The sequence below is a fragment of the Candidatus Pelagibacter ubique HIMB140 genome, from assembly GCF_025558165.1.
Lineage (GTDB): Bacteria > Pseudomonadota > Alphaproteobacteria > Pelagibacterales > Pelagibacteraceae > Pelagibacter > Pelagibacter ubique_T.
This window is the reverse complement of record NZ_LAMZ01000001.1, coordinates 1109392-1127486: the sequence shown is the minus strand read 5'-3', so window position 1 is coordinate 1127486 and position 18095 is coordinate 1109392. Positions and strand designations below refer to the sequence as shown.

At 23.5% G+C, this 18095-nt stretch carries 17 protein-coding genes; all 17 read right to left on the bottom strand.

The genetic code is table 11. The features are described 5' to 3' along the window. Nucleotides 1-4: 4 nt before the first annotated feature. Nucleotides 5-937, bottom strand: coding sequence for a Gfo/Idh/MocA family protein (locus tag VP90_RS06060; RefSeq protein ID WP_262590226.1), 933 nt, complete (start codon nucleotides 935-937; stop codon nucleotides 5-7). After that, complete coding sequence (locus VP90_RS06055) at nucleotides 937-2220, bottom strand: nucleotide sugar dehydrogenase (RefSeq protein WP_262590225.1); 1284 nt, start codon at nucleotides 2218-2220, stop codon at nucleotides 937-939. Before VP90_RS06055 ends, VP90_RS06060 begins: the two co-directional genes overlap by 1 nt. Then, nucleotides 2213-4111: an asparagine synthase (glutamine-hydrolyzing) gene (gene asnB / locus VP90_RS06050; protein WP_262590224.1), complete on the bottom strand. Its 1899-nt coding sequence runs from the start codon at nucleotides 4109-4111 to the stop codon at nucleotides 2213-2215. Before asnB ends, VP90_RS06055 begins: the two co-directional genes overlap by 8 nt. A 2-nt stretch (nucleotides 4112-4113) precedes the next feature. Next, nucleotides 4114-5220 (bottom strand): N-acetyl sugar amidotransferase, encoded by a 1107-nt coding sequence (locus VP90_RS06045; RefSeq protein ID WP_262590223.1) that lies wholly within the window; start codon nucleotides 5218-5220, stop codon nucleotides 4114-4116. Further along, nucleotides 5217-5972, bottom strand: coding sequence for a HisA/HisF-related TIM barrel protein (locus VP90_RS06040; protein WP_262590222.1), 756 nt, complete (start codon nucleotides 5970-5972; stop codon nucleotides 5217-5219). Before VP90_RS06040 ends, VP90_RS06045 begins: the two co-directional genes overlap by 4 nt. Then, entirely contained in the window at nucleotides 5969-6565 is a 597-nt protein-coding gene (gene hisH / locus VP90_RS06035; protein WP_262590221.1) for an imidazole glycerol phosphate synthase subunit HisH, read from the bottom strand. The genes VP90_RS06040 and hisH overlap by 4 nt, the downstream gene beginning before the upstream one ends. Further along, nucleotides 6562-8298, bottom strand: coding sequence for an ATP-binding cassette domain-containing protein (locus VP90_RS06030; RefSeq protein WP_262590220.1), 1737 nt, complete (start codon nucleotides 8296-8298; stop codon nucleotides 6562-6564). Before VP90_RS06030 ends, hisH begins: the two co-directional genes overlap by 4 nt. Further along, on the bottom strand, nucleotides 8291-8977 hold the full coding sequence (locus tag VP90_RS06025) for a hypothetical protein (RefSeq protein ID WP_262590219.1): 687 nt from the start codon (nucleotides 8975-8977) through the stop codon (nucleotides 8291-8293). Before VP90_RS06025 ends, VP90_RS06030 begins: the two co-directional genes overlap by 8 nt. 692 nt (nucleotides 8978-9669) lie before the next feature. Next, nucleotides 9670-10782 (bottom strand): glycosyltransferase, encoded by a 1113-nt coding sequence (locus tag VP90_RS06020; RefSeq protein ID WP_262590218.1) that lies wholly within the window; start codon nucleotides 10780-10782, stop codon nucleotides 9670-9672. Between the two features lie 40 nt (nucleotides 10783-10822). After that, the gene (locus VP90_RS06015) at nucleotides 10823-11515 is read right to left on the bottom strand and encodes a cupin domain-containing protein (RefSeq protein ID WP_262590217.1); all 693 of its coding nucleotides are present in this window, start codon (nucleotides 11513-11515) and stop codon (nucleotides 10823-10825) included. Continuing rightward, nucleotides 11508-12617, bottom strand: a complete 1110-nt coding sequence (locus VP90_RS06010) for a DegT/DnrJ/EryC1/StrS family aminotransferase (RefSeq protein ID WP_262590216.1) — start codon at nucleotides 12615-12617, stop codon at nucleotides 11508-11510. The genes VP90_RS06015 and VP90_RS06010 overlap by 8 nt, the downstream gene beginning before the upstream one ends. Then, nucleotides 12607-13722 (bottom strand): DegT/DnrJ/EryC1/StrS family aminotransferase, encoded by a 1116-nt coding sequence (locus VP90_RS06005; protein WP_262590215.1) that lies wholly within the window; start codon nucleotides 13720-13722, stop codon nucleotides 12607-12609. Before VP90_RS06005 ends, VP90_RS06010 begins: the two co-directional genes overlap by 11 nt. Beyond that, nucleotides 13723-14676, bottom strand: a complete 954-nt coding sequence (locus tag VP90_RS06000) for a hypothetical protein (RefSeq protein ID WP_262590213.1) — start codon at nucleotides 14674-14676, stop codon at nucleotides 13723-13725. Beyond that, nucleotides 14663-15748, bottom strand: a complete 1086-nt coding sequence (locus VP90_RS05995) for a TIGR04372 family glycosyltransferase (protein ID WP_262590212.1) — start codon at nucleotides 15746-15748, stop codon at nucleotides 14663-14665. Before VP90_RS05995 ends, VP90_RS06000 begins: the two co-directional genes overlap by 14 nt. Beyond that, a complete protein-coding gene (locus tag VP90_RS05990; RefSeq protein ID WP_262590211.1) occupies nucleotides 15741-16580 on the bottom strand; it encodes an NAD-dependent epimerase/dehydratase family protein in 840 nt (279 codons plus the stop codon). Before VP90_RS05990 ends, VP90_RS05995 begins: the two co-directional genes overlap by 8 nt. After that, on the bottom strand, nucleotides 16581-17420 hold the full coding sequence (locus VP90_RS05985; RefSeq protein WP_262590210.1) for a hypothetical protein: 840 nt from the start codon (nucleotides 17418-17420) through the stop codon (nucleotides 16581-16583). It abuts the gene before it with no gap. Further along, on the bottom strand, nucleotides 17413-18093 hold the full coding sequence (locus VP90_RS05980; RefSeq protein WP_262590209.1) for a class I SAM-dependent methyltransferase: 681 nt from the start codon (nucleotides 18091-18093) through the stop codon (nucleotides 17413-17415). Before VP90_RS05980 ends, VP90_RS05985 begins: the two co-directional genes overlap by 8 nt. Between the last annotated feature and the right edge of the window lie 2 nt (nucleotides 18094-18095).

Here is an 18095-nt window from a genome sequence, read left to right as displayed (position 1 = left end):
TTTGTTAAATAAATTTTTTTATATAACTATTAATATTTTTAATATTACCATGTTTATTTGATTTTCTGATCTTATAAACAAGTTCTACTGCTTTAGTTGCATCATCGACACTAAATCCTTTATTTTTAAAGATTTGATTATAACTCTCAGTGTGCAATTGATCAAATCCTTCGGTAAAGTCAACATCTTCACCATTTGCAATCAATTTCCTGAAAGATTTTTTATTTTTAGAAATTTTATTTAAATCTTTTTTATCAATTGACAAATACCATTTTACAGTAGCTCTCTTAAGTTTCATTATACCATATGATTTTTTATCATCTCTATATAAAATTTTGAAACTTTGACAATCTCCATATATCCACAGCAACATATCAAAAAAATGAATACCTATATTACTTTCTATACCTCCCGATTTTTCATCTTTTCCCTTCCAAGATTGATGATACCATTGACCTCTTGGAGTAATGTAAATTAATTCAACAATATTATTTGTTTTCTTAGCTTGTTTTTTTAAAAGCTTAATTTTGGGATGCAATCTGAGCTGTAAAATAGGAAAACATTTTTTCTTTGATGTTTTTTCTATTTTTTTAATTAATTTTATATTTTCAGGATTTAAACTTAAGGGTTTTTCACAAATTACATTAAGATTGGTTTTTAATCCTAGCCTGATTTGACTTTCGTGCAAGTAATTAGGTGTGCATATTACTATATAATCTATTTTTGATTTTAAGTTTAAATTGCTTTTTTCAATAAATCTTACAATTTTAGTTTCATCAGTAAAAAACTTTGAATTAGGAAAATATGAATCAAGAATTCCAACAGAATCGGTCACATCATATGATGCAACTAAATCATTATTAGTATCTTTAATTGCTTTAAAATGTTTTGGCGCAACGTATCCCCCTGCTCCAAATAAAACAAATTTTTTTTTCATTATATTCTTATAATATTATTTGAAACTTCAAATCTTCCTCGTGAATCTAATAATATTTTACTATTTTTTTTAATTAAATTATAATTAAATTTTGAATGATCAGTAATCAATACAACACAATCAAAACTATTTAAAACTTTTTTTGAAAGTTTAACAGAATATAATTTTTTTTTACCGACAGATAACCTGTTAATGAATGGGTCAGAGAAACTTATCTTATATTTTTTCTGTTTTGAAAGTAATTCTATTAATTTGAGTGCAGCAGATTCTCTTATATCATCAACATTTGGCTTATATGTTACCCCTAAAATTAGAATTTTGGATTTATTTTTTTTTATTTTTTTCAATATTATTGAACTAATTTCCAGAGGAATTTTAGAATTTACTTCTTTAGTTAGTTCAATAAACTTTGCTTTTACTCCCAGTTTTTTTGCTGCATACGAAAGATAAATTGGATCAATAGGTAAGCAATGACCGCCCAATCCAGGACCTGGATAGAAAGGTTGAAAACCAAATGGTTTTGTTTTAGCAATATTTATTACATCATAAATATCAATATCTAGTTTATTAGTAATTTTTTTTATTTCATTAACTAATGTAACGTTTACAGCCCGATAGACATTTTCTAGCAACTTTGCAGTTTCTGCTACTTTTATTGAATTTGATTTAATGACCCTTGGAATAATTATTTTATAAATCTGTTCAACTAAATTTAGACATTCTTTAGTATATCCTGAGACAACTTTTGGTATTTTTGTTAAGGAAAATTTTTTATTCCCTGGGTCTTCTCTTTCTGGAGAAAAGCCAAGAAAAAAATTCTTCCCTAACTTAAACCTCTTTAAATTTAGATTTTTATAAAGAAAATCCTCTGTAGTGCCAGGGTACGAAGTGCTTTCTAGAATTAGAATTTGACCTTTACGAATCTTGTTTTTTGACTCATCGCATGCTTCTTTTAAATAACTTAAATCTGGTCTATTATTTTTTAAAGGTGTAGGTAAACAAAAAATAACAACATCTGAACTTTTTATTGAATTATAATTATTTGAAAAAAAAGAATTTTTTTTTATTTTTTTAATATCATTATCTGAAATATAATTTATATAAGATTTACCTTTTTTGATAAAAGAAATTTTTTTAATATCATTATCTATTCCATAAATTTGATTTTTAGTTTTTGAAAAATGTATCAGAAGATTTAACCCAACATAACCTAAACCAACTACTGAAATTTTTAATTTATTTAGTTTTATTCTCTTTAAATTTATATTATAAAAATTATTCATAAACTTTAAACTGACTACACCATAAAGAAAAAGAATACATCTTAAATATATTATCTACTTTCTGAATTTTGTTATTTTTAAAATTATGTAAAATTTTTAAAAAAAATTTTTTATCTATTATTGAATTTGGCTCGAAAGAATCTACGTCTGAGATTATTTCATCAATATTTGTTTTTAACAATAAACTATCATCCGTTGAGAAACCTACTTTATCAGTTCTATTTAAAACTTTTTCTGGTATCTCTTTAGCAAAAGCTTGTTTTAAAAGTTTTTTAAAAACCAAAGAATTAGATATACGTTGGTTATTATCCATAGATATATACTTATCTAAAATAAAATTATCTAAAAAGGGTACTCTAGCTTCAATACTATGATACATAGAATTTGCATCTAAAGAACTTAGAAGTGGTTCAATACCTTTTGTTAAAAAATATAATATTTCATTTTTAAAATAATTTTTTTGTGTAATGTTTTTTTCATTCAGAAAGGAATTAAGATACCTATCATAATCCTCTTTATTATAAATAAGCGTATTTTTTATTTCATTTTTTTCGGTAAATTTTAAGAAAAATTTATATAAATCTGGTCTTAGAGATCTTGATAAAAAGTTTAAATAAAATGTATTTTTTATATTTTTATTTTTTAATGAACTAAGAAAATTTTGAAATAAATAAGATAAATTAAAACTTTTTAAATTTGCGTGCATTAATGCAGAACCAAATCCATGATATCCTCCAAATACCTCATCTGCACCCTGGCCATCATAACAAACACGTATTCCATCATCATTTATTCTTTCATAAACTAAATTTTGAGCAACATTACTAAAACCATATGCTGGAAAAGATAAAGCAAAATTTGTTTTTTTTAAGGATTTTAAAATATCACTATTTTCAATTTTAATTTCAGTTTTTTTTAAATTAAGTTTTTTTGCCATTAAATCCGAGTACTGCTTTTCGTTTATGTTCTGATTCTGACTAAAAGTGAATGAATATGAGTTTATGTCTCTGTTTGGATAAATTTTTCTGAGCAAAAGTGCTATTATTGATGAGTCTAAGCCTCCTGAAAGGGTGCATGCAATATTCCTGTTATTAATTCCTTGTTTTTCAATTGTTGTGAATAAATCTTTAAATAAATCTTCACTACTAAAAATTTGTGTATCCGTATTCTTTTCTACATTCCAATAACTTTTTTTTTTTTCTATAATGAAATTTTTTAAATCAAATATTATATACTTTCCTCCTTCTAATTTTTTTATGTTTTGAAAAAATGTATCTTCGTTTTTAAAACTTGAAATATTATTTAAAAATAGAACTGAAAGATTTTTATTAATTTTTTTATCTAGTTCGTTAAAACAAAGAATATTTTTTACATCACTTGAAAAACAAAAAATATTATTAGAATAATAATAAAATAAGGGCTTCACACCCAATCTATCTCTAGCTAACAAAATCTTTTTTTTATTTAAATCATAAAAACTAATTGAAAAAATACCATTTAGCTCATTTAAAATATTTTCTCCTTTTAGTTTTAATAGATTCAATAAAACTTCAGTGTCAGATTTAGTGCTGTGCTCAATTTTTTTTAGGTATTTATTTTTAAGTTCTTGAAAATTATAAATCTCTCCATTAAAAGACAAAATATAACCTTTACATTTTGACACAAATGGTAAATTAGATTTACTATCATTATCAATAATATTAAGTCTTGAAGCTATAATAAGGTTATTTATATTTTTTATATTTTCATTCTGTATTAAAGAATCGTCTAAATATAAAGCAGTTTGGGAATCTGGTCCTCTTCTTGCTAAATTTTTTTTGACAAATTCTACTGATTTTTCTAAATCATAAATAAAATTTTTTCTTTTGTGAATTGAAAAAAAACCACACATTGTTATTTAAATAATTTTATCCCTAGAATATTTTTAATTTTAAATAGAAGGGTGAAATATTTAATATCAGATCCAAAATCACTATGATCTTTAGTTTTTTCAGATACAAATTTATCCATTTCATTTACTGAGAAACCTAGTTTTTCACAAACAAACTTTTTTTCATTTTGTAATTCAATGGTTTCCAAATTTTTTTGCAATAATTGTTCTCCTGCTTCTTTAGTAATTTCTTCATTTCTAATTAAAGCTGATAGATGGGCTATTCTTTTATCAATTTTAAATCTTTTCGGTAAATAGTATGATTGATAAAATTTAGTGAAAACAGACTCATCATGCTTATTTTCATAATCTAAAAAACCTAGCTTGCTTTTCAAAAGTTCAATTGACTTATATTTCTCATAATGAATTTCGTTTAAAACTTTTATAAATTTTATATTGGAAAAAAATAGTGTTCTTAAATATTTGAAATAGCTTATGATTGGAAACTTACTTAATTTAATGTTTTCGTAACTTTTGTTAATACTTTCAATATTTTTTTTATCGATTTTTTGCCATGTCCAAGATGATGGCATGCCATTTTCTGTTGAATAATTTTCACCAGATAGAACAAATTTAATATTTTCTTCTTTAGCAATTTTTATGAGTGTAGCACCAATTGCATGGTCGGTTAACATTTCAACATCAATCACTCCTGATTTTATAAATGATCTTTGCAAACTCTTAAATTCTTCCCAATCAATGACATAAGTTTTAAGTGGAAAACCAGTATATTTTGATAATTTAAATATATTTTTAATCGCAGTAACAGAATTCCAGCCATTATCAAAATGTACAAGTAAAGTTCTTAAGTTCATTTTTTTTGCTAGATAAACAAGATATGAACTATCAATACCTCCACTAACACCTATTAAACAGTTATATTTTTCATTTTTTGTTTGAGACCTAATTTCTCTAGAGATTTCTTTTAATTTGCTCTTTGTGTATTTTTCAGATTTATCAAAAAAATATCTATACTTTTTAAATTCAATACAAAAATTACATAAACCTTCTTTATTAAAAGAAATTTCTTTAATATTACTATTCATCAAACATGCAATACACTTTTTCATGCTTCTAAAATTTTTGTATATTCATTTCCATCTGGATAATTTATTAAAACACCAGAATCCAAAGATTGATATATAAATAAACTACCTGCTGCTAATGATGTTGCTCCTGTTAAAATTGTTTCATATAAATCATCATAAGATGAAGCTCCACCACAAAAGGTAATTTGTGAATTTGTTAATTTTAGGATTTCTCCAATTGTTTCTCTGTCAAATCCTGACATTAATCCATCTTTATCAACAAAGTTAATTAAATATTCTCCAACACCACACTTGTTTAATTCTTTAATTTTATCATTTAATTTTTCTTTCTTTGTTATTTTGCTTATATAATCAAAACAAAAAATATCACTACCTATTTTCTTTATGTCAATTGAAACAATTATGGTGCTACTTCCAAAGGTAGAAACTGCTTTTTCAATAAATTCATGATCGTCACTTTTATAATTTATTGATATCTTTTCACATCCAATTTTAATCAATTCATTTATATCATTTAAATTCTTGATACCTCCTCCATAACTAACTGGCATAAATGCCTCTGAAATAATACTTTCAATAAAGTTAAATTCTATGTTCTTATTTTTTTTTGTTTTCTCTATATCTATTATCATTATCTCTGAACAATTCATTTCATTGAATAGTTTGATGGTATTTTTGGGATCACCAATATACTTAGGTTCTGAAAATTTTTTTGTTTTAACAAGTTTGTTCTCCTCTAATAAAAGTAAAGGAATTATTCTATTTAAACTCATAACTTTGAAAAATTTTCTAAAATATCTTTACCATCATTTTGACTTTTTTCTGGATGAAATTGTACACCATACAAATTATTTTCATTTATAATGCTTGGAAAATCTATACCATATCTAGTTACTGCGATTATATTTTTTTCTTTTACCTCAGCAAAATACGAATGAACAAAATAAAATTTTTTTTTTTCTCCTTTTATTAAATTATTTTTCTTTAAAACATTTGCATAATTTAGTCCCATATGAGGAATTCTTATGTTTAAGTTTTTATCAAATTTTTTAATTTTACCATCTATTAAACCTAATCCCTTTGAATTACCTTCCTCACTGCTATGAAGTAACAACTGCATACCCAAACAAATTCCAAGAAATGGTTTTTTTTTATCTTTAATTTCATAAATTAAACTATTTTTTAAATTTGTTTCTTCTAGTTTATTCATAAAATTATCAAAAGCCCCAACACCAGGTAAAATAATCTTAGAGGATTTTTTAAGATCTTCTTCTTTATCAGATATTTTATTATTTATATTTAAATAATCTAAAGCTTTTTTAATTGAAGTTATATTTCCTGTCTTTACATCAAATATAACTATCATTTTTCTAATTCAAAAATTCCATTATTCATTTTATAAATTTTGTCACATACACTTAAAGTATCTCTATTATGAGAAATAATAACTATAAATCGATTTTTCTTAATTTTAAGAATTGTATTTCTAAAAAGTTGCTCATTTTTTTCATCTAAAGAGCTTGTCGGTTCATCAAATATTAATATTGGGGTATCTTTAAATAAGGCTCTAGCAATTCCAATTCTTTGTTTCTCACCACCGCTGATTTTACCAGCTGAATATCCTAATTGGCGGTCAAAACCTTGATTAGTTGTAGCAAGGTTATTTATGTTTGATAGATTTACAACTTCAAACAATTTTTTTTTCTGAGGTTTATTATTATATCTATCAAAATTGAACACTATATTTTCTTTTAAAGTTCCATCAAATATAAAGATGTTTTGTGATAAATAACTAATCATCTTAAACCAATTAGAATTTTCAAATATTTCTGTCTTTTTCCCGTCTATTTCTATTGTGCCACTATCGATTTGAATTAATCCAGTAAAGATATCTATAAAAGTGCTTTTTCCAGATCCTGACTCTCCAAATATTCCAACAATTTCATTTCTCTTAATTTCTATATCTGCATTTTGCAAAATTTGATTTTCTGGATATTTAAAACAAATCTTTTTAAAATAGATCTTATCTTTTAAGCTAATTGGGGATAGTTCTTGGATGTTTGAATTTTTACTATTTTTTATTGTATCATACAAATCTTTATAAATTAAATCTATTGAGTTCTGGTTAGATCTTATGGTAGCAATTGAAAAATAAATTAGCTGTAAAGATGGCATTATTTTAAAACCAGCAAATGCATACATTGATAATAAAGGTAATACTAAAGCAAAATCTCTATCTTTTAATATAAATAAAAATGCAATTGAAAAAATAACAATTAAAAAAATTGAAATTGTTTCAAAAATAAATCTTGGGAATTGTGCAAGAATTTGAGACAAACTTTGAGAATAGGCATATTTGTCAGAATATTTAAGATATAAATTTTTAAAAATTTTTTCAGAAAGAGAAATTTTTACCTCTTTAATACCTCTAAACGTTTCATCTGCAATATTATATTTATTTTTTTCATACAAACTTAAATCCTCATTTATTTCAGCTAACTTTCTTTTAACTATCAAATACAAAGTAAAATATCCTAGAATTAAAAAACCAAAAATTCCTAATGTGACTAAAAAATTTATGAAAAATAAAGATATACAAATAGAAAATAATATTACTGATTTTGAAATTAAAGTTGTAAATGGACCAACAACTCCATCCGCACATCGTCTAGATTCAAAAATTATATTTTTTACAAAAAAAGAATGATTTGAATTTTTATGGCTTAAATAATCTTTATTCATATAATAATTGAATAATTGTTGAGAAAAGTAACTACCTGTGAATTGACCAAATTTATGAGACTGCCATGACATAAAAATTAAAAGCAAGTTACTAAAGAAAACTAAAATACACAAAAAAGCACCAAATAAAGCTACAAAATAGTTAAAATCCATATTTAAATAATCATAAATAAAGCTCAAAAAAGAATTTTCATAAATTATTTTAGGATTTGTTAATAATGAGATGAAAGGACCTATTGAATATACTGAAACAACTTCAAAAAAACTTCCAATAACAGCAAAAAAGATAATTAAATAAAATCTCTTTTTTCTTTTGTGATCTAATAAATCTGTAATTTTTAAAAAAGACTTAAACATATCTTTTTTTGTTATAAGCTATCCCAAAAATCATCCAAGAAATTATTGAGCTCGCCCAGTGATTTCCTAGTAAAAAATCATCAAATATATGATAGGGCAGTAATATAATTACAAATAAAAACCACTTAAAATCGTTAAATTTTATCAAATTTTTGCATGTCTGAAAAAAAAATAAAGAAATTATAATTAAACCAATAATAGTTGTTCTCATAAGAACTATATGGAAACTGTTATGTGGGTTAACAAATAATTCCATATTATGTTTAATTATCCCAATGTCGGTTATAAAATATTGGGATAAATCATTAAAGTTTTTGAAAAAAGGTAAAAAATTATTACCAATTATTAAATTAATTACTTCATAATTGTAGCTTAATCTATAAAGAACAGAATTTAGTAAATTAAAAAGATATGTTTCAAAATTTAAAGTTTTAGCTAATGAAAAAATAACATTATCACAACTACTTTCAATATTTTTTATATCTATGCACGAATTTAGTATATCTTCTAAATAATTGTATGGATATTTAATAAAATTGAATAAATTTAAATGCTCTAATATAAAGCTTAGAGTGTGAGTAAAAAATAACACATAAAAAACTAATCCAATAAAAAAACTTACTAATAAAAAATTAATATTTTTTTTACTAATAAAATGTTCAAAGAAAACATAAAACATTAACAAGATTACACCCAGTCTACTACTAATCAAATATAAAATAAAAATAGTAATTATAAAAAAAATTATTTTAAAATAACTTTTTTTGAGATTTATAAATAAATAAATATACATAGTAAGAAAAATCAAAGAAACGCTATTGTTTTTAACGGAAAAAAAACTAATTACAGTTTCTTGTCTGCCACCAATATTTAAAAGATATAAAATAAATATAGCTGAGATTATAATTGTAATAACTAATGCCTTTTTAATACTTTCATTCAAAAAGTGATTAATTCTTATTTCAGAAAAAAATAAGAAAGTAAAAAAACAAACTAAACAAATTATAATTTTCCTAAAATATTCAAAATTAAATGATAAATAAAAAGAAATTAAATAATTTAAAAAAATTAGGATAAAAAAAAGAAAAATTAGTAAATTTTCTTTAATTAAAAATTTTTTATAATTTACAAAAATATTAAAAAGAAAAAAAGAAAATAAACCGAAATATAATGATATAGATATTAATTTAATTAGTTTAATATAATTTTGTATTTCAATTTGATAGGAGAAGATTGTATAATTTCCTAATGGTATGATATTAACCTTATCATATATATTAAAATTACCACCATTTTGAAAAATAATAATTAAAAAAAAACTTGTTAATAAAAAAGTAGAATATTTAATAAATAATTTCTGGAACATATTTATCATAATTTGATAAATTTCTTTTCCATTTTGAAAATATTTTCAGGTTTAAGAAATTTAGAGTTTTTAATTGCAGAACGGGAAATTTTATTTATCAAATTTTTATTCTGATTTAATTGAATTAAAATTTTTCTAAATTGTTTAAAATCATTAATTAAAAAACCATTTGTTTTATTTGAAATAAATTCAGGAATTGCAGTATTATTTGAGGAAATACAAACCATCCCTGAACACAAAGCTTCGCTGAGAGTTACACTTTGTGCATCCATTCGTGTTAAATAAAAAAATATCGAATTATCTTTGTGAAATTTAAATATATTTTTTGGACTATAAAATTGATTTTTCACTTTTACATTTTTAAATTTCAAAATATTTAAATTTTTATCTAAAATTTTTCCCTTTCCAACTATAGTAAAATTATATTTTTTAAAAATTTTATATTTTGAAAGTTTTAGTAAATAATTAACGGTAATATCTCCGGCATATTTTTTTGAAGCAAAATTCTTTATAATTAGTATGTTTTTTTGTGATTTTTCATCTCTTTTTGTTTTGTCAAAAAAAATATGATCTATAGGATTGGGTATTATTGCGTATCTGTGTTTTTTCAAATTTATACCTAGATCTTCAGTAAAAACTTCTTTCATCCATTTTGATACGAAAATTAACTTTATATTTTTATTACTTGTTAAATATATTTTTAAATTTCTTAATTGTATTAAATTGTAAACTATATGCTTTAAAAACCAAAAGGGCTTATTAAAAATATCAAATAAATACCATTTCCATTTTTGGGCTTCAATACCGTGTATCCAAATGAAGATTTTTTTTTTATGTTTATTAATTATTTTAATAAATTGAAATGTTACAAAATGAATAAATATTTTATCATACTGATGAATATTTTTGTTTAAAAAAAAATCTAATTCTGAATAGTTTTCAAAGGACCTCACTTTGAATTTTGAATTTTTTCTAATAATTCTTTTTTTTTTTTGAATAGTAACAACTTCTACATTTATATTATTTTTAATATATTGATTAATTCTTGTGGAAATAAAAGTTTGATTATGACCACTATTTAATGAATAATTTGGAGTAAACAACAATATTTTTTTCATTAAGTGATTATTATTTTAAATTGATATTTAATTATTAATTTTACTTTGTCACTTTTAATAAAGTAAGAAGCTTCTTTATTTTAAAAACTTTAGATAAAACCTTTAAATCATTAGTTTTTACAATATCTCCACAACTAAGTACTGCTTTATTATTATTATCTACAATTTCACCATCTAAAATTGCAAATATAGTATCATTTTTACATTTATTGATTTTTTTAAAATTTTTATGATTTTCAATTAATAGTTTTACTCCATAAATTGAATAAGTAATTTTTTTTTCTGAAGGTGGAATTTTAAATTTTAAAAATTTTGAATTGATTTTTTTTGTATACTTTGCTCCTTCATAAGATTTTTGTTGTCTTCCATAATCATCTTGAAATCTAACTAAATCTTTTTTATCTACTGGAGTTTCAAATTCTAGCGCAATAATTCCTTCTTTAGAAAGGGATTCTATCTGATGAAAAAGACCTCTGGCTATCATTCTTTTAGAGGGCGCTGCTTTAATTTCAGATCTCTTTTTCCATAAACCTAATTGAAATAAGGCTTTACCCTTAATCATTATAAATCCACTCTTTTTATTTGGATGACAATGTAGTGAAGTTTTTTTTTTATAATTTATATTTAATAAAGTTACTGAAAGTTTGTTTTTATTTCTATAAACCACATATTCATAACCCCAGGGTTTTACAACTAAATTTTCATCATAAAGTTTATCAATTTTTTTAGTCATTTTTTTTATAAAATTTTTCAATTGAGTTTATTATGTAATTTAGTTGTTTTCTTTTTAAATATTGATGTACTGGTAAGGTCAACAATGACTTTGCTTGATACTCAGCAATAGGAAAATCACCTCTTTTGTATCCACTTTTAATTGCAGGTTTTTGTAAATGTAAAGGAACTGGATAATGTATTTTTACTTCAATACCTTTTTTAATCAAAAAATTTTTTAATTTATCACGATTTTTAAACAACGCCATATATAGAGCAAAAGTTTCTTTATTTTGATTATTTCGTGGTGGCAAAATTACATTTGGATAGAGTTTTTCTAATTTCTCATCCAAAATTTTAGAATTATAATTTCTAATTTTAATTACCTTTTCTAATTTTTTTAAACCTTCTATTGCTACAATTGCTTGAAGTGGCTGTAATCTAATATTAACCCCCCAGAAGTCTAATTTATCTCTGTTCAACATTCCATGATTTCTATATTTTTTTGCCCATTTGTATATCTGATAATCATTAGTGACTATGGCGCCACCATCTCCCATAACATTCAATGATTTAAGTGGATGCATACTAAATGCATTTACAATACCAAATGTTCCTGGGCTTTTTTTGCCTATCTTTGCTCCTATACCCATGCATGCATCTTCAACCACTTTTATTTTCTTTGAATTAGCAATTCTCATGATTTGTCTCATATCAGGTGAAGCTCCTCCCCAATGAACAGGCATAATTACCTTTGTTTTCTTTGTTATTTTTTTTTTTAAATCATTAATATTCATTTGAAAATTTTCATCACAATCCACAAATATAGGCTTTGCTCCACAAGCAATAATTGCACCTGCGCTCGCATAAAAAGAATTGCAAACTGTAATTACCTCATCTCCTTTTTTTACGTTAATACTTTTTAGTGACAAAATTAATGCATCTGTTCCATTATTTGTTGAAATACAATATTTTGAACCAATGTAATTTTTAAATTTTTCTTCAAACCTATCTACGTAAGATCCCAATGTAAAGTCAGTAGATTTTATTAATTTACTCCATTCTGAAAAAATTTTTTTTGTATTTTTAAACTCTTGCTTAAGATAGTTGTATTCAACTCGCATAATTTTTTCTTTTATAAAAATTGTTTATCTTATTTGAAACATACTGAATTTCTTTTTCAGTAATATATTGATTGTGTGGTAAAGCTAAAATTTTTTTGCATAATTTTTCAGCAACTGGAAAATCACCTTTTTTATAACCAAATTTTTTCATAGGCTTATGCAAATGAACTGGGGTACCATAATATATTAATGATTGAATACCATTTTTTTCTAAATATTTTTTTAATAAATCTCTATCTTCACATAAAACATTAAAAATTACATGAGAACTTATATTATGTTTTTTTTCATCAATAATTTTTATTTTCGGCGTTTTAATATATTTTTTATAAAGAAAAATATTTTTTTTTCTTAAATTAATTAATTTCTTAAGTTTTTTTAATCTAAAATTTAATACTTCAGCATTTATAGAATCTAATCTTGAATTTAGTCCAAATGTATCTATTCTATCTCTACCAACTAGTCCGTGATTTTTATATAGAGTTATTTTCTTAAATATTTTTTTATCATTTGTAATCACAAAACCTGAATCACCTAAAGCATTTAAATTTTTTAGTGGATGACATGAAAAAGCTGCAACTTTACTAAATGTACCTGCATGTTTTTTATTAAAATATGAGCCCATTGCTTGTGCTGCATCTTCTATAACAATTAGATTTTCCTCATTTGCAATTCTATTTATTTCTTTCATATTACACATTCTACCTGTCCAATGAACAGGCATAATTACTTTTGTTTTTTTTGTTATTTTTTGTTTAATTAATTCTGGATTAATATTTAAATCTTCATCAACATCTACTAAAACAGGCACAGCTCCCAAATGCACAATCGAACCTATTGTAGCTATAAATGTTTTGGGAGTTGTAATAACTTCGTCACCTTTTCTAACTCCACATGCCCACATGGCCATCATTAATGCATCTGTTCCAGAATTTAAGCTCACACAATATTTTGCGCCAGTATATTTGCAAATATTTTTTTCAAATTTTTGGACCTCTTTAGTCATCACTAAATTGCCCTTTTTAAGAACTTTATCTATAATTTTTAATAAATCTTCTCTTTCATCTTTATACCTTTTCTTTAAATCAATAATATCTATCTTCATTTATTTATAATATTTACTCAAATTATGGTTTTTAAACTTTAAATTGACGAACTTTCTTAAAACCTTATTCCAAAAAAAAATAAATAAAATCTTAAAAAGATTCAATTTCTTTTTAAATGTAATATCACAAATTAAAACAAATATATTTAGAAATGGATTGGTATATTTATATAATGGTGTCATTTTTTTTGGTTTATCAGGAACTATATTTTCTTCTTCACTATACCAATGATTAATTCTTTCATCGTACTTAGATATTTTTTGACTAAGCAAATATTCATCATCAATTAAATTTTTATCCTCCTCAAAAAAATCATCTATCACGGGCATTCCAATCATAATTCTTTTACCTTTGTAGAAATCTTGTCCTCCAGGGATACTTTTTACATTTTTTTCACAATCCATTACTACATGATCAGAATAGACTAATAAATCGTGACGAATTATTGGATATATAAATTTTGATAAAAACGCCTGGTCATTAATGTAAGAATTTTTAGTTCTTGCTTCTTTTTTAATCCATCTATTAAAATTTTTTTTTATTTTTAAATTAGGTTTTTTACCACCCCATATACCAGCCATTATAGGCCAATCACTTCCTAGATTTTCTCTCGCAACATGAAACTTAAAATCACTTTTTAACCAATCATCAATCAATCTTTTATCACGATCCCAAATTCTAGTATCAACATCTCTAATAATTACAGCATCATGATTTTCTTCCATTGGTAGCATTCGCCACAACATAGGATCATATTTATACTTTCTATCTTTGATAATTACTTCTGTATTTGAATTCTTACATAAATCTATAAATTTTTTATCAACGTTGCTACAAAAATATATTCTTATTTTCCAATCAGGTAATAATTTTTTTGCAATCTCAATATTGTGCAATAATCCAGATTTATAAATTTTTTGATTACCAAATAAACTATAACTAACTAATTTCATTGTTAAATAAGTTTTTATTTTTACTATACCACAAAGGACATATTGATGAGTTTGAATTTCTGCCTTCAACAACAAAACTCTTTTTTGAGATATCAATACCTGAATAATTTTTATTTTCCAAATATTCTCTAACCATATTTTCTATATCTCTTGAATTAGCATTGATTAAATTAATTTTTTCTTTTTGTAATTTTTCAATTTCTTCAGATAAAAGAATTTTTTTTGGGATGTTATTAAAATTTATTATTCGATCATTTGAACTATATAATTTAGGAATAAAGGTACAATTCAAGTACCTAGGAATTCTACCTGCTGGAAAATTATTTGTAATAAAAATTTTTTTTTTAAATAAAGCTGCAAAAGCATCAATTCCACTATTTCCCGAAATAATAAACTCACACTCTTTAAAGAGAAAAGTTTCTATGACATCTAACTTAGAATTATTTTTTTCTTGTTGATATAATTCAATATAATTATTATTAGAAAAATCAAAATTCTTTATAAATTTTCTTCCCATTCTAATTACAATATAATTTTTTTTTAATAGCATTCTGATTAACTTATTATAATCTTCAAAATTAAAATTTCTTGGATTTTCCAATTGCTCTTCATAAAAACCAGAGTCTCTAGATGAAATGCAAACAAATTTTTTATTTATATTCTTTTTCTTTTTCCATTCAGAGAAAAAAGTTTTATCTTTTTCCTCAAATTCAAAATCTGGTACCATATGATAAAAATTTTCATCAAAATTGTACTTACTGCCGTAAAGTTCTTTTGAGTTATCGTGATGCAGCCATTCAATATTGCATATTAATTTGTTAAAGAAATTAAATTTTTTTTTAAATTTATTTAATATTTTGTAAGTTAATTTTAGAAGTATAGAATTATTAAAAAAGACTTTTTGAGATTTAAATTTATTAGTTAAAATTTTATAGACAAAATAATTTGATATTTCTTTCTTTGGAGTAGCAATTACTAAAGTATCTTTAGAATTTTTATTATTTAAAAAAAAATTAAGAGTATTTAAAATTAAATGTCCTAATGATCCTCTTAAACTTCCTAACCTAATCATTTAAATTCCTTATTATAATGTTTGTAACTGTATCTGTTTTAAATTTTAAAATTTTTTCAATTTTATTATTTTGTACTCTAGATATTTTTTTATTGCCTAAATTTATAATTCTTGAATGAGATTTGGTTTGATTTATAATTAACCTTAATATTTTCCTAAGCTTTATTGGATTACTTGCAAAAAAATTATAAGTACCCGAAATAAATTTATTGCTTAATATATAAATAATAAAATTTGAAATTTCTTTAGTATCAATTAATGCATTGAATTGTTTATTTAAGTTAAAAACACTTATCTCTTTATTTGTTCTAATAATATTTAAAATTAATGATAGCCAAGGTCTATCTTTTCTCTTATTAATAGTCAAAACACCGGGCATTCTTAAATTTATCACATCCAAGTCGCTAAACTGAAATAATTTCTCTCCAATAAATTTTGTAACTGCAAGTAAATTATTGGAAATATGTTCTTCTTCTTCTGTCACTATTTTATTTAAAGATAGATCATAGATGCTAACGGTTGACAAATTAATAATTTTGATTTTTTTTTTTTCAGCAAATTTTATAATATTGAAAATAGATAAAATATTTGATTTGAAATAATCATCAAATTCATTTTTTTTTGAAAACTCGTGCGTAGCTATACAATTTATTATTAAATCAATTTTTTTTTTTATATAAATTTTCTTTGAGAAGTCTATTTTGAGGAAAACTATATTTTTTTTTTTCTTTGCTGACTTTCTTGTTCCAACTATTACTTTGTGTTTTCTTGAGAGAAAATTAGCTAAATCAGAACCAATTTCTCCATTTCCACCAGCTAATAGTATATTCATTTATTTACTAGGTGAACTGGTGTGCCTATCTTTTACTAAATCACTTTCAGGGCTATAAAGACCACACCACCATCGACCTCTAAAATTTGGATCAGTTTTTTTATTAGTTTTTTTTACTGGATGTACTGCATGCTTTAAAGTAGCATAGAATATTCCAACATCACCAACTTCAATTTTATGCTCAACATCTACTTTTTTATTTCCTTGGTAAAAACATGTTCCCCCGCCTAGATAATCTACCCCTTTTTTACTCATATAAACACTTATTATTAACCTTTGATTTTTAGGATCATGAAAATGAGGTTCAATATATCCTGTTTTTTCTGGATACCTAACAATTTGGATCCTATCTATAACTCCATCAGTCGGCATATTATTTACGTAAGAGTCTTTTTGTAGACCTCCCAGAACTTTAATGTTTGCCCATACCATGTCAAATGTTTTCCAAATTTCTTTATTATTTTCGTTCCATCTAAAGAAATAGTAAGAATCTCTAACTGCTGATACAGAATATTTTTTTGCAATACTTTCATCTTGTCTTCTCCAAAAATTAGGGCATTTTTTGTCCATCTTAAAAAAACTTGATTTAGTTTTATTTGAAATGGAAACTAATTCTTTTTTAATTTTTTCTATTTGTTTTTTGCCTATAGCATTTTTAATTATTAAAGCCTCTCCTCCGTAGAGCCTATTTATTAAATTTTTTAATTTTTGTTTTTCTTCATTTCTATTTTTAAGAATCTTAAATAATTTTTTAAATTCAATTGTTTTAACTAATTTAACATTTCGTGGAGGTCTTTCCTTTTCTAATTTTTCCCAATGATTTTTTATATAATTACTCATTTTTTAAATTTAAAGTATCTGCATTTGTAAAAAAAAAATCACCTGTATATTTACAGTGACTCAAAATTTCCAACCATTCATTCTTTTTCAAAAAAATAGTACCTAATAAAGACCATTTTTTGAATAATTGATAATCTTCTTCATTTTCATAAGATGCTAAATTTATAAAGCTTTTGCCCTTTCCAACTCTTTGAATCTCATTTATACAAGAAATAGCATCCTTTATAGATAAAGCATAAACAACGCCAATTGCCAAAATAAAATCAAAACTTTTATTTTCAAAATTTAAATTATAATAATTTTCTACCTTTAATAAGTTTGGTTTTATACTTTTTAATGAATTGTCAATCGCATAATTAGATGTTTCTATTCCAATGCATCTAATATCTGGTAATAAATTTTTTATATCATGTAATAAAAAACCTTTTTCTGAATTAATATGAAGAATTTTAGAATTATTACTTAGATTATATTCGCTAATAATTTTTTTTGCTACACTTACCCATCTACCATCATATTTGTATCCACCGTAACCATTATCTCGGTCTCCATCAAAGAAATCCTTATCTCTTTCAGTTGCTATAATTCTATTTTTAATTGTTCTGCTTTTATCAGAAACTATTCTAGGGGAACTCAATTTTGGGTATTCATCTAAAAGATTGAACTCTCTCATTA

Excerpts from the sequence above, each read along its gene's own strand:
- asnB (WP_262590224.1), bottom strand. The coding sequence starts at position 4,111 with ATGTGTGGTTTTTTTTCAATTCACAAAAGAAAAAATTTTATTTATGAT.
- VP90_RS06020 (WP_262590218.1), bottom strand. The coding sequence starts at position 10,782 with ATGAAAAAAATATTGTTGTTTACTCCAAATTATTCATTAAATAGTGGT.
- VP90_RS06025 (WP_262590219.1), bottom strand. The coding sequence starts at position 8,977 with ATGTTTTATGTTTTCTTTGAACATTTTATTAGTAAAAAAAATATTAAT.
- VP90_RS06010 (WP_262590216.1), bottom strand. The coding sequence starts at position 12,617 with ATGCGAGTTGAATACAACTATCTTAAGCAAGAGTTTAAAAATACAAAA.
- VP90_RS06005 (WP_262590215.1), bottom strand. The coding sequence starts at position 13,722 with ATGAAGATAGATATTATTGATTTAAAGAAAAGGTATAAAGATGAAAGA.
- VP90_RS06060 (WP_262590226.1), bottom strand. The coding sequence starts at position 937 with ATGAAAAAAAAATTTGTTTTATTTGGAGCAGGGGGATACGTTGCGCCA.
- VP90_RS06030 (WP_262590220.1), bottom strand. The coding sequence starts at position 8,298 with ATGTTTAAGTCTTTTTTAAAAATTACAGATTTATTAGATCACAAAAGA.
- VP90_RS05980 (WP_262590209.1), bottom strand. The coding sequence starts at position 18,093 with ATGAGAGAGTTCAATCTTTTAGATGAATACCCAAAATTGAGTTCCCCT.
- VP90_RS05985 (WP_262590210.1), bottom strand. The coding sequence starts at position 17,420 with ATGAGTAATTATATAAAAAATCATTGGGAAAAATTAGAAAAGGAAAGA.
- VP90_RS05990 (WP_262590211.1), bottom strand. The coding sequence starts at position 16,580 with ATGAATATACTATTAGCTGGTGGAAATGGAGAAATTGGTTCTGATTTA.
- VP90_RS06015 (WP_262590217.1), bottom strand. The coding sequence starts at position 11,515 with ATGACTAAAAAAATTGATAAACTTTATGATGAAAATTTAGTTGTAAAA.
- VP90_RS06000 (WP_262590213.1), bottom strand. The coding sequence starts at position 14,676 with ATGAAATTAGTTAGTTATAGTTTATTTGGTAATCAAAAAATTTATAAA.
- VP90_RS06040 (WP_262590222.1), bottom strand. The coding sequence starts at position 5,972 with ATGAGTTTAAATAGAATAATTCCTTTACTTTTATTAGAGGAGAACAAA.
- VP90_RS06045 (WP_262590223.1), bottom strand. The coding sequence starts at position 5,220 with ATGAAAAAGTGTATTGCATGTTTGATGAATAGTAATATTAAAGAAATT.
- VP90_RS06055 (WP_262590225.1), bottom strand. The coding sequence starts at position 2,220 with ATGAATAATTTTTATAATATAAATTTAAAGAGAATAAAACTAAATAAA.
- VP90_RS05995 (WP_262590212.1), bottom strand. The coding sequence starts at position 15,748 with ATGATTAGGTTAGGAAGTTTAAGAGGATCATTAGGACATTTAATTTTA.
- hisH (WP_262590221.1), bottom strand. The coding sequence starts at position 6,565 with ATGATAGTTATATTTGATGTAAAGACAGGAAATATAACTTCAATTAAA.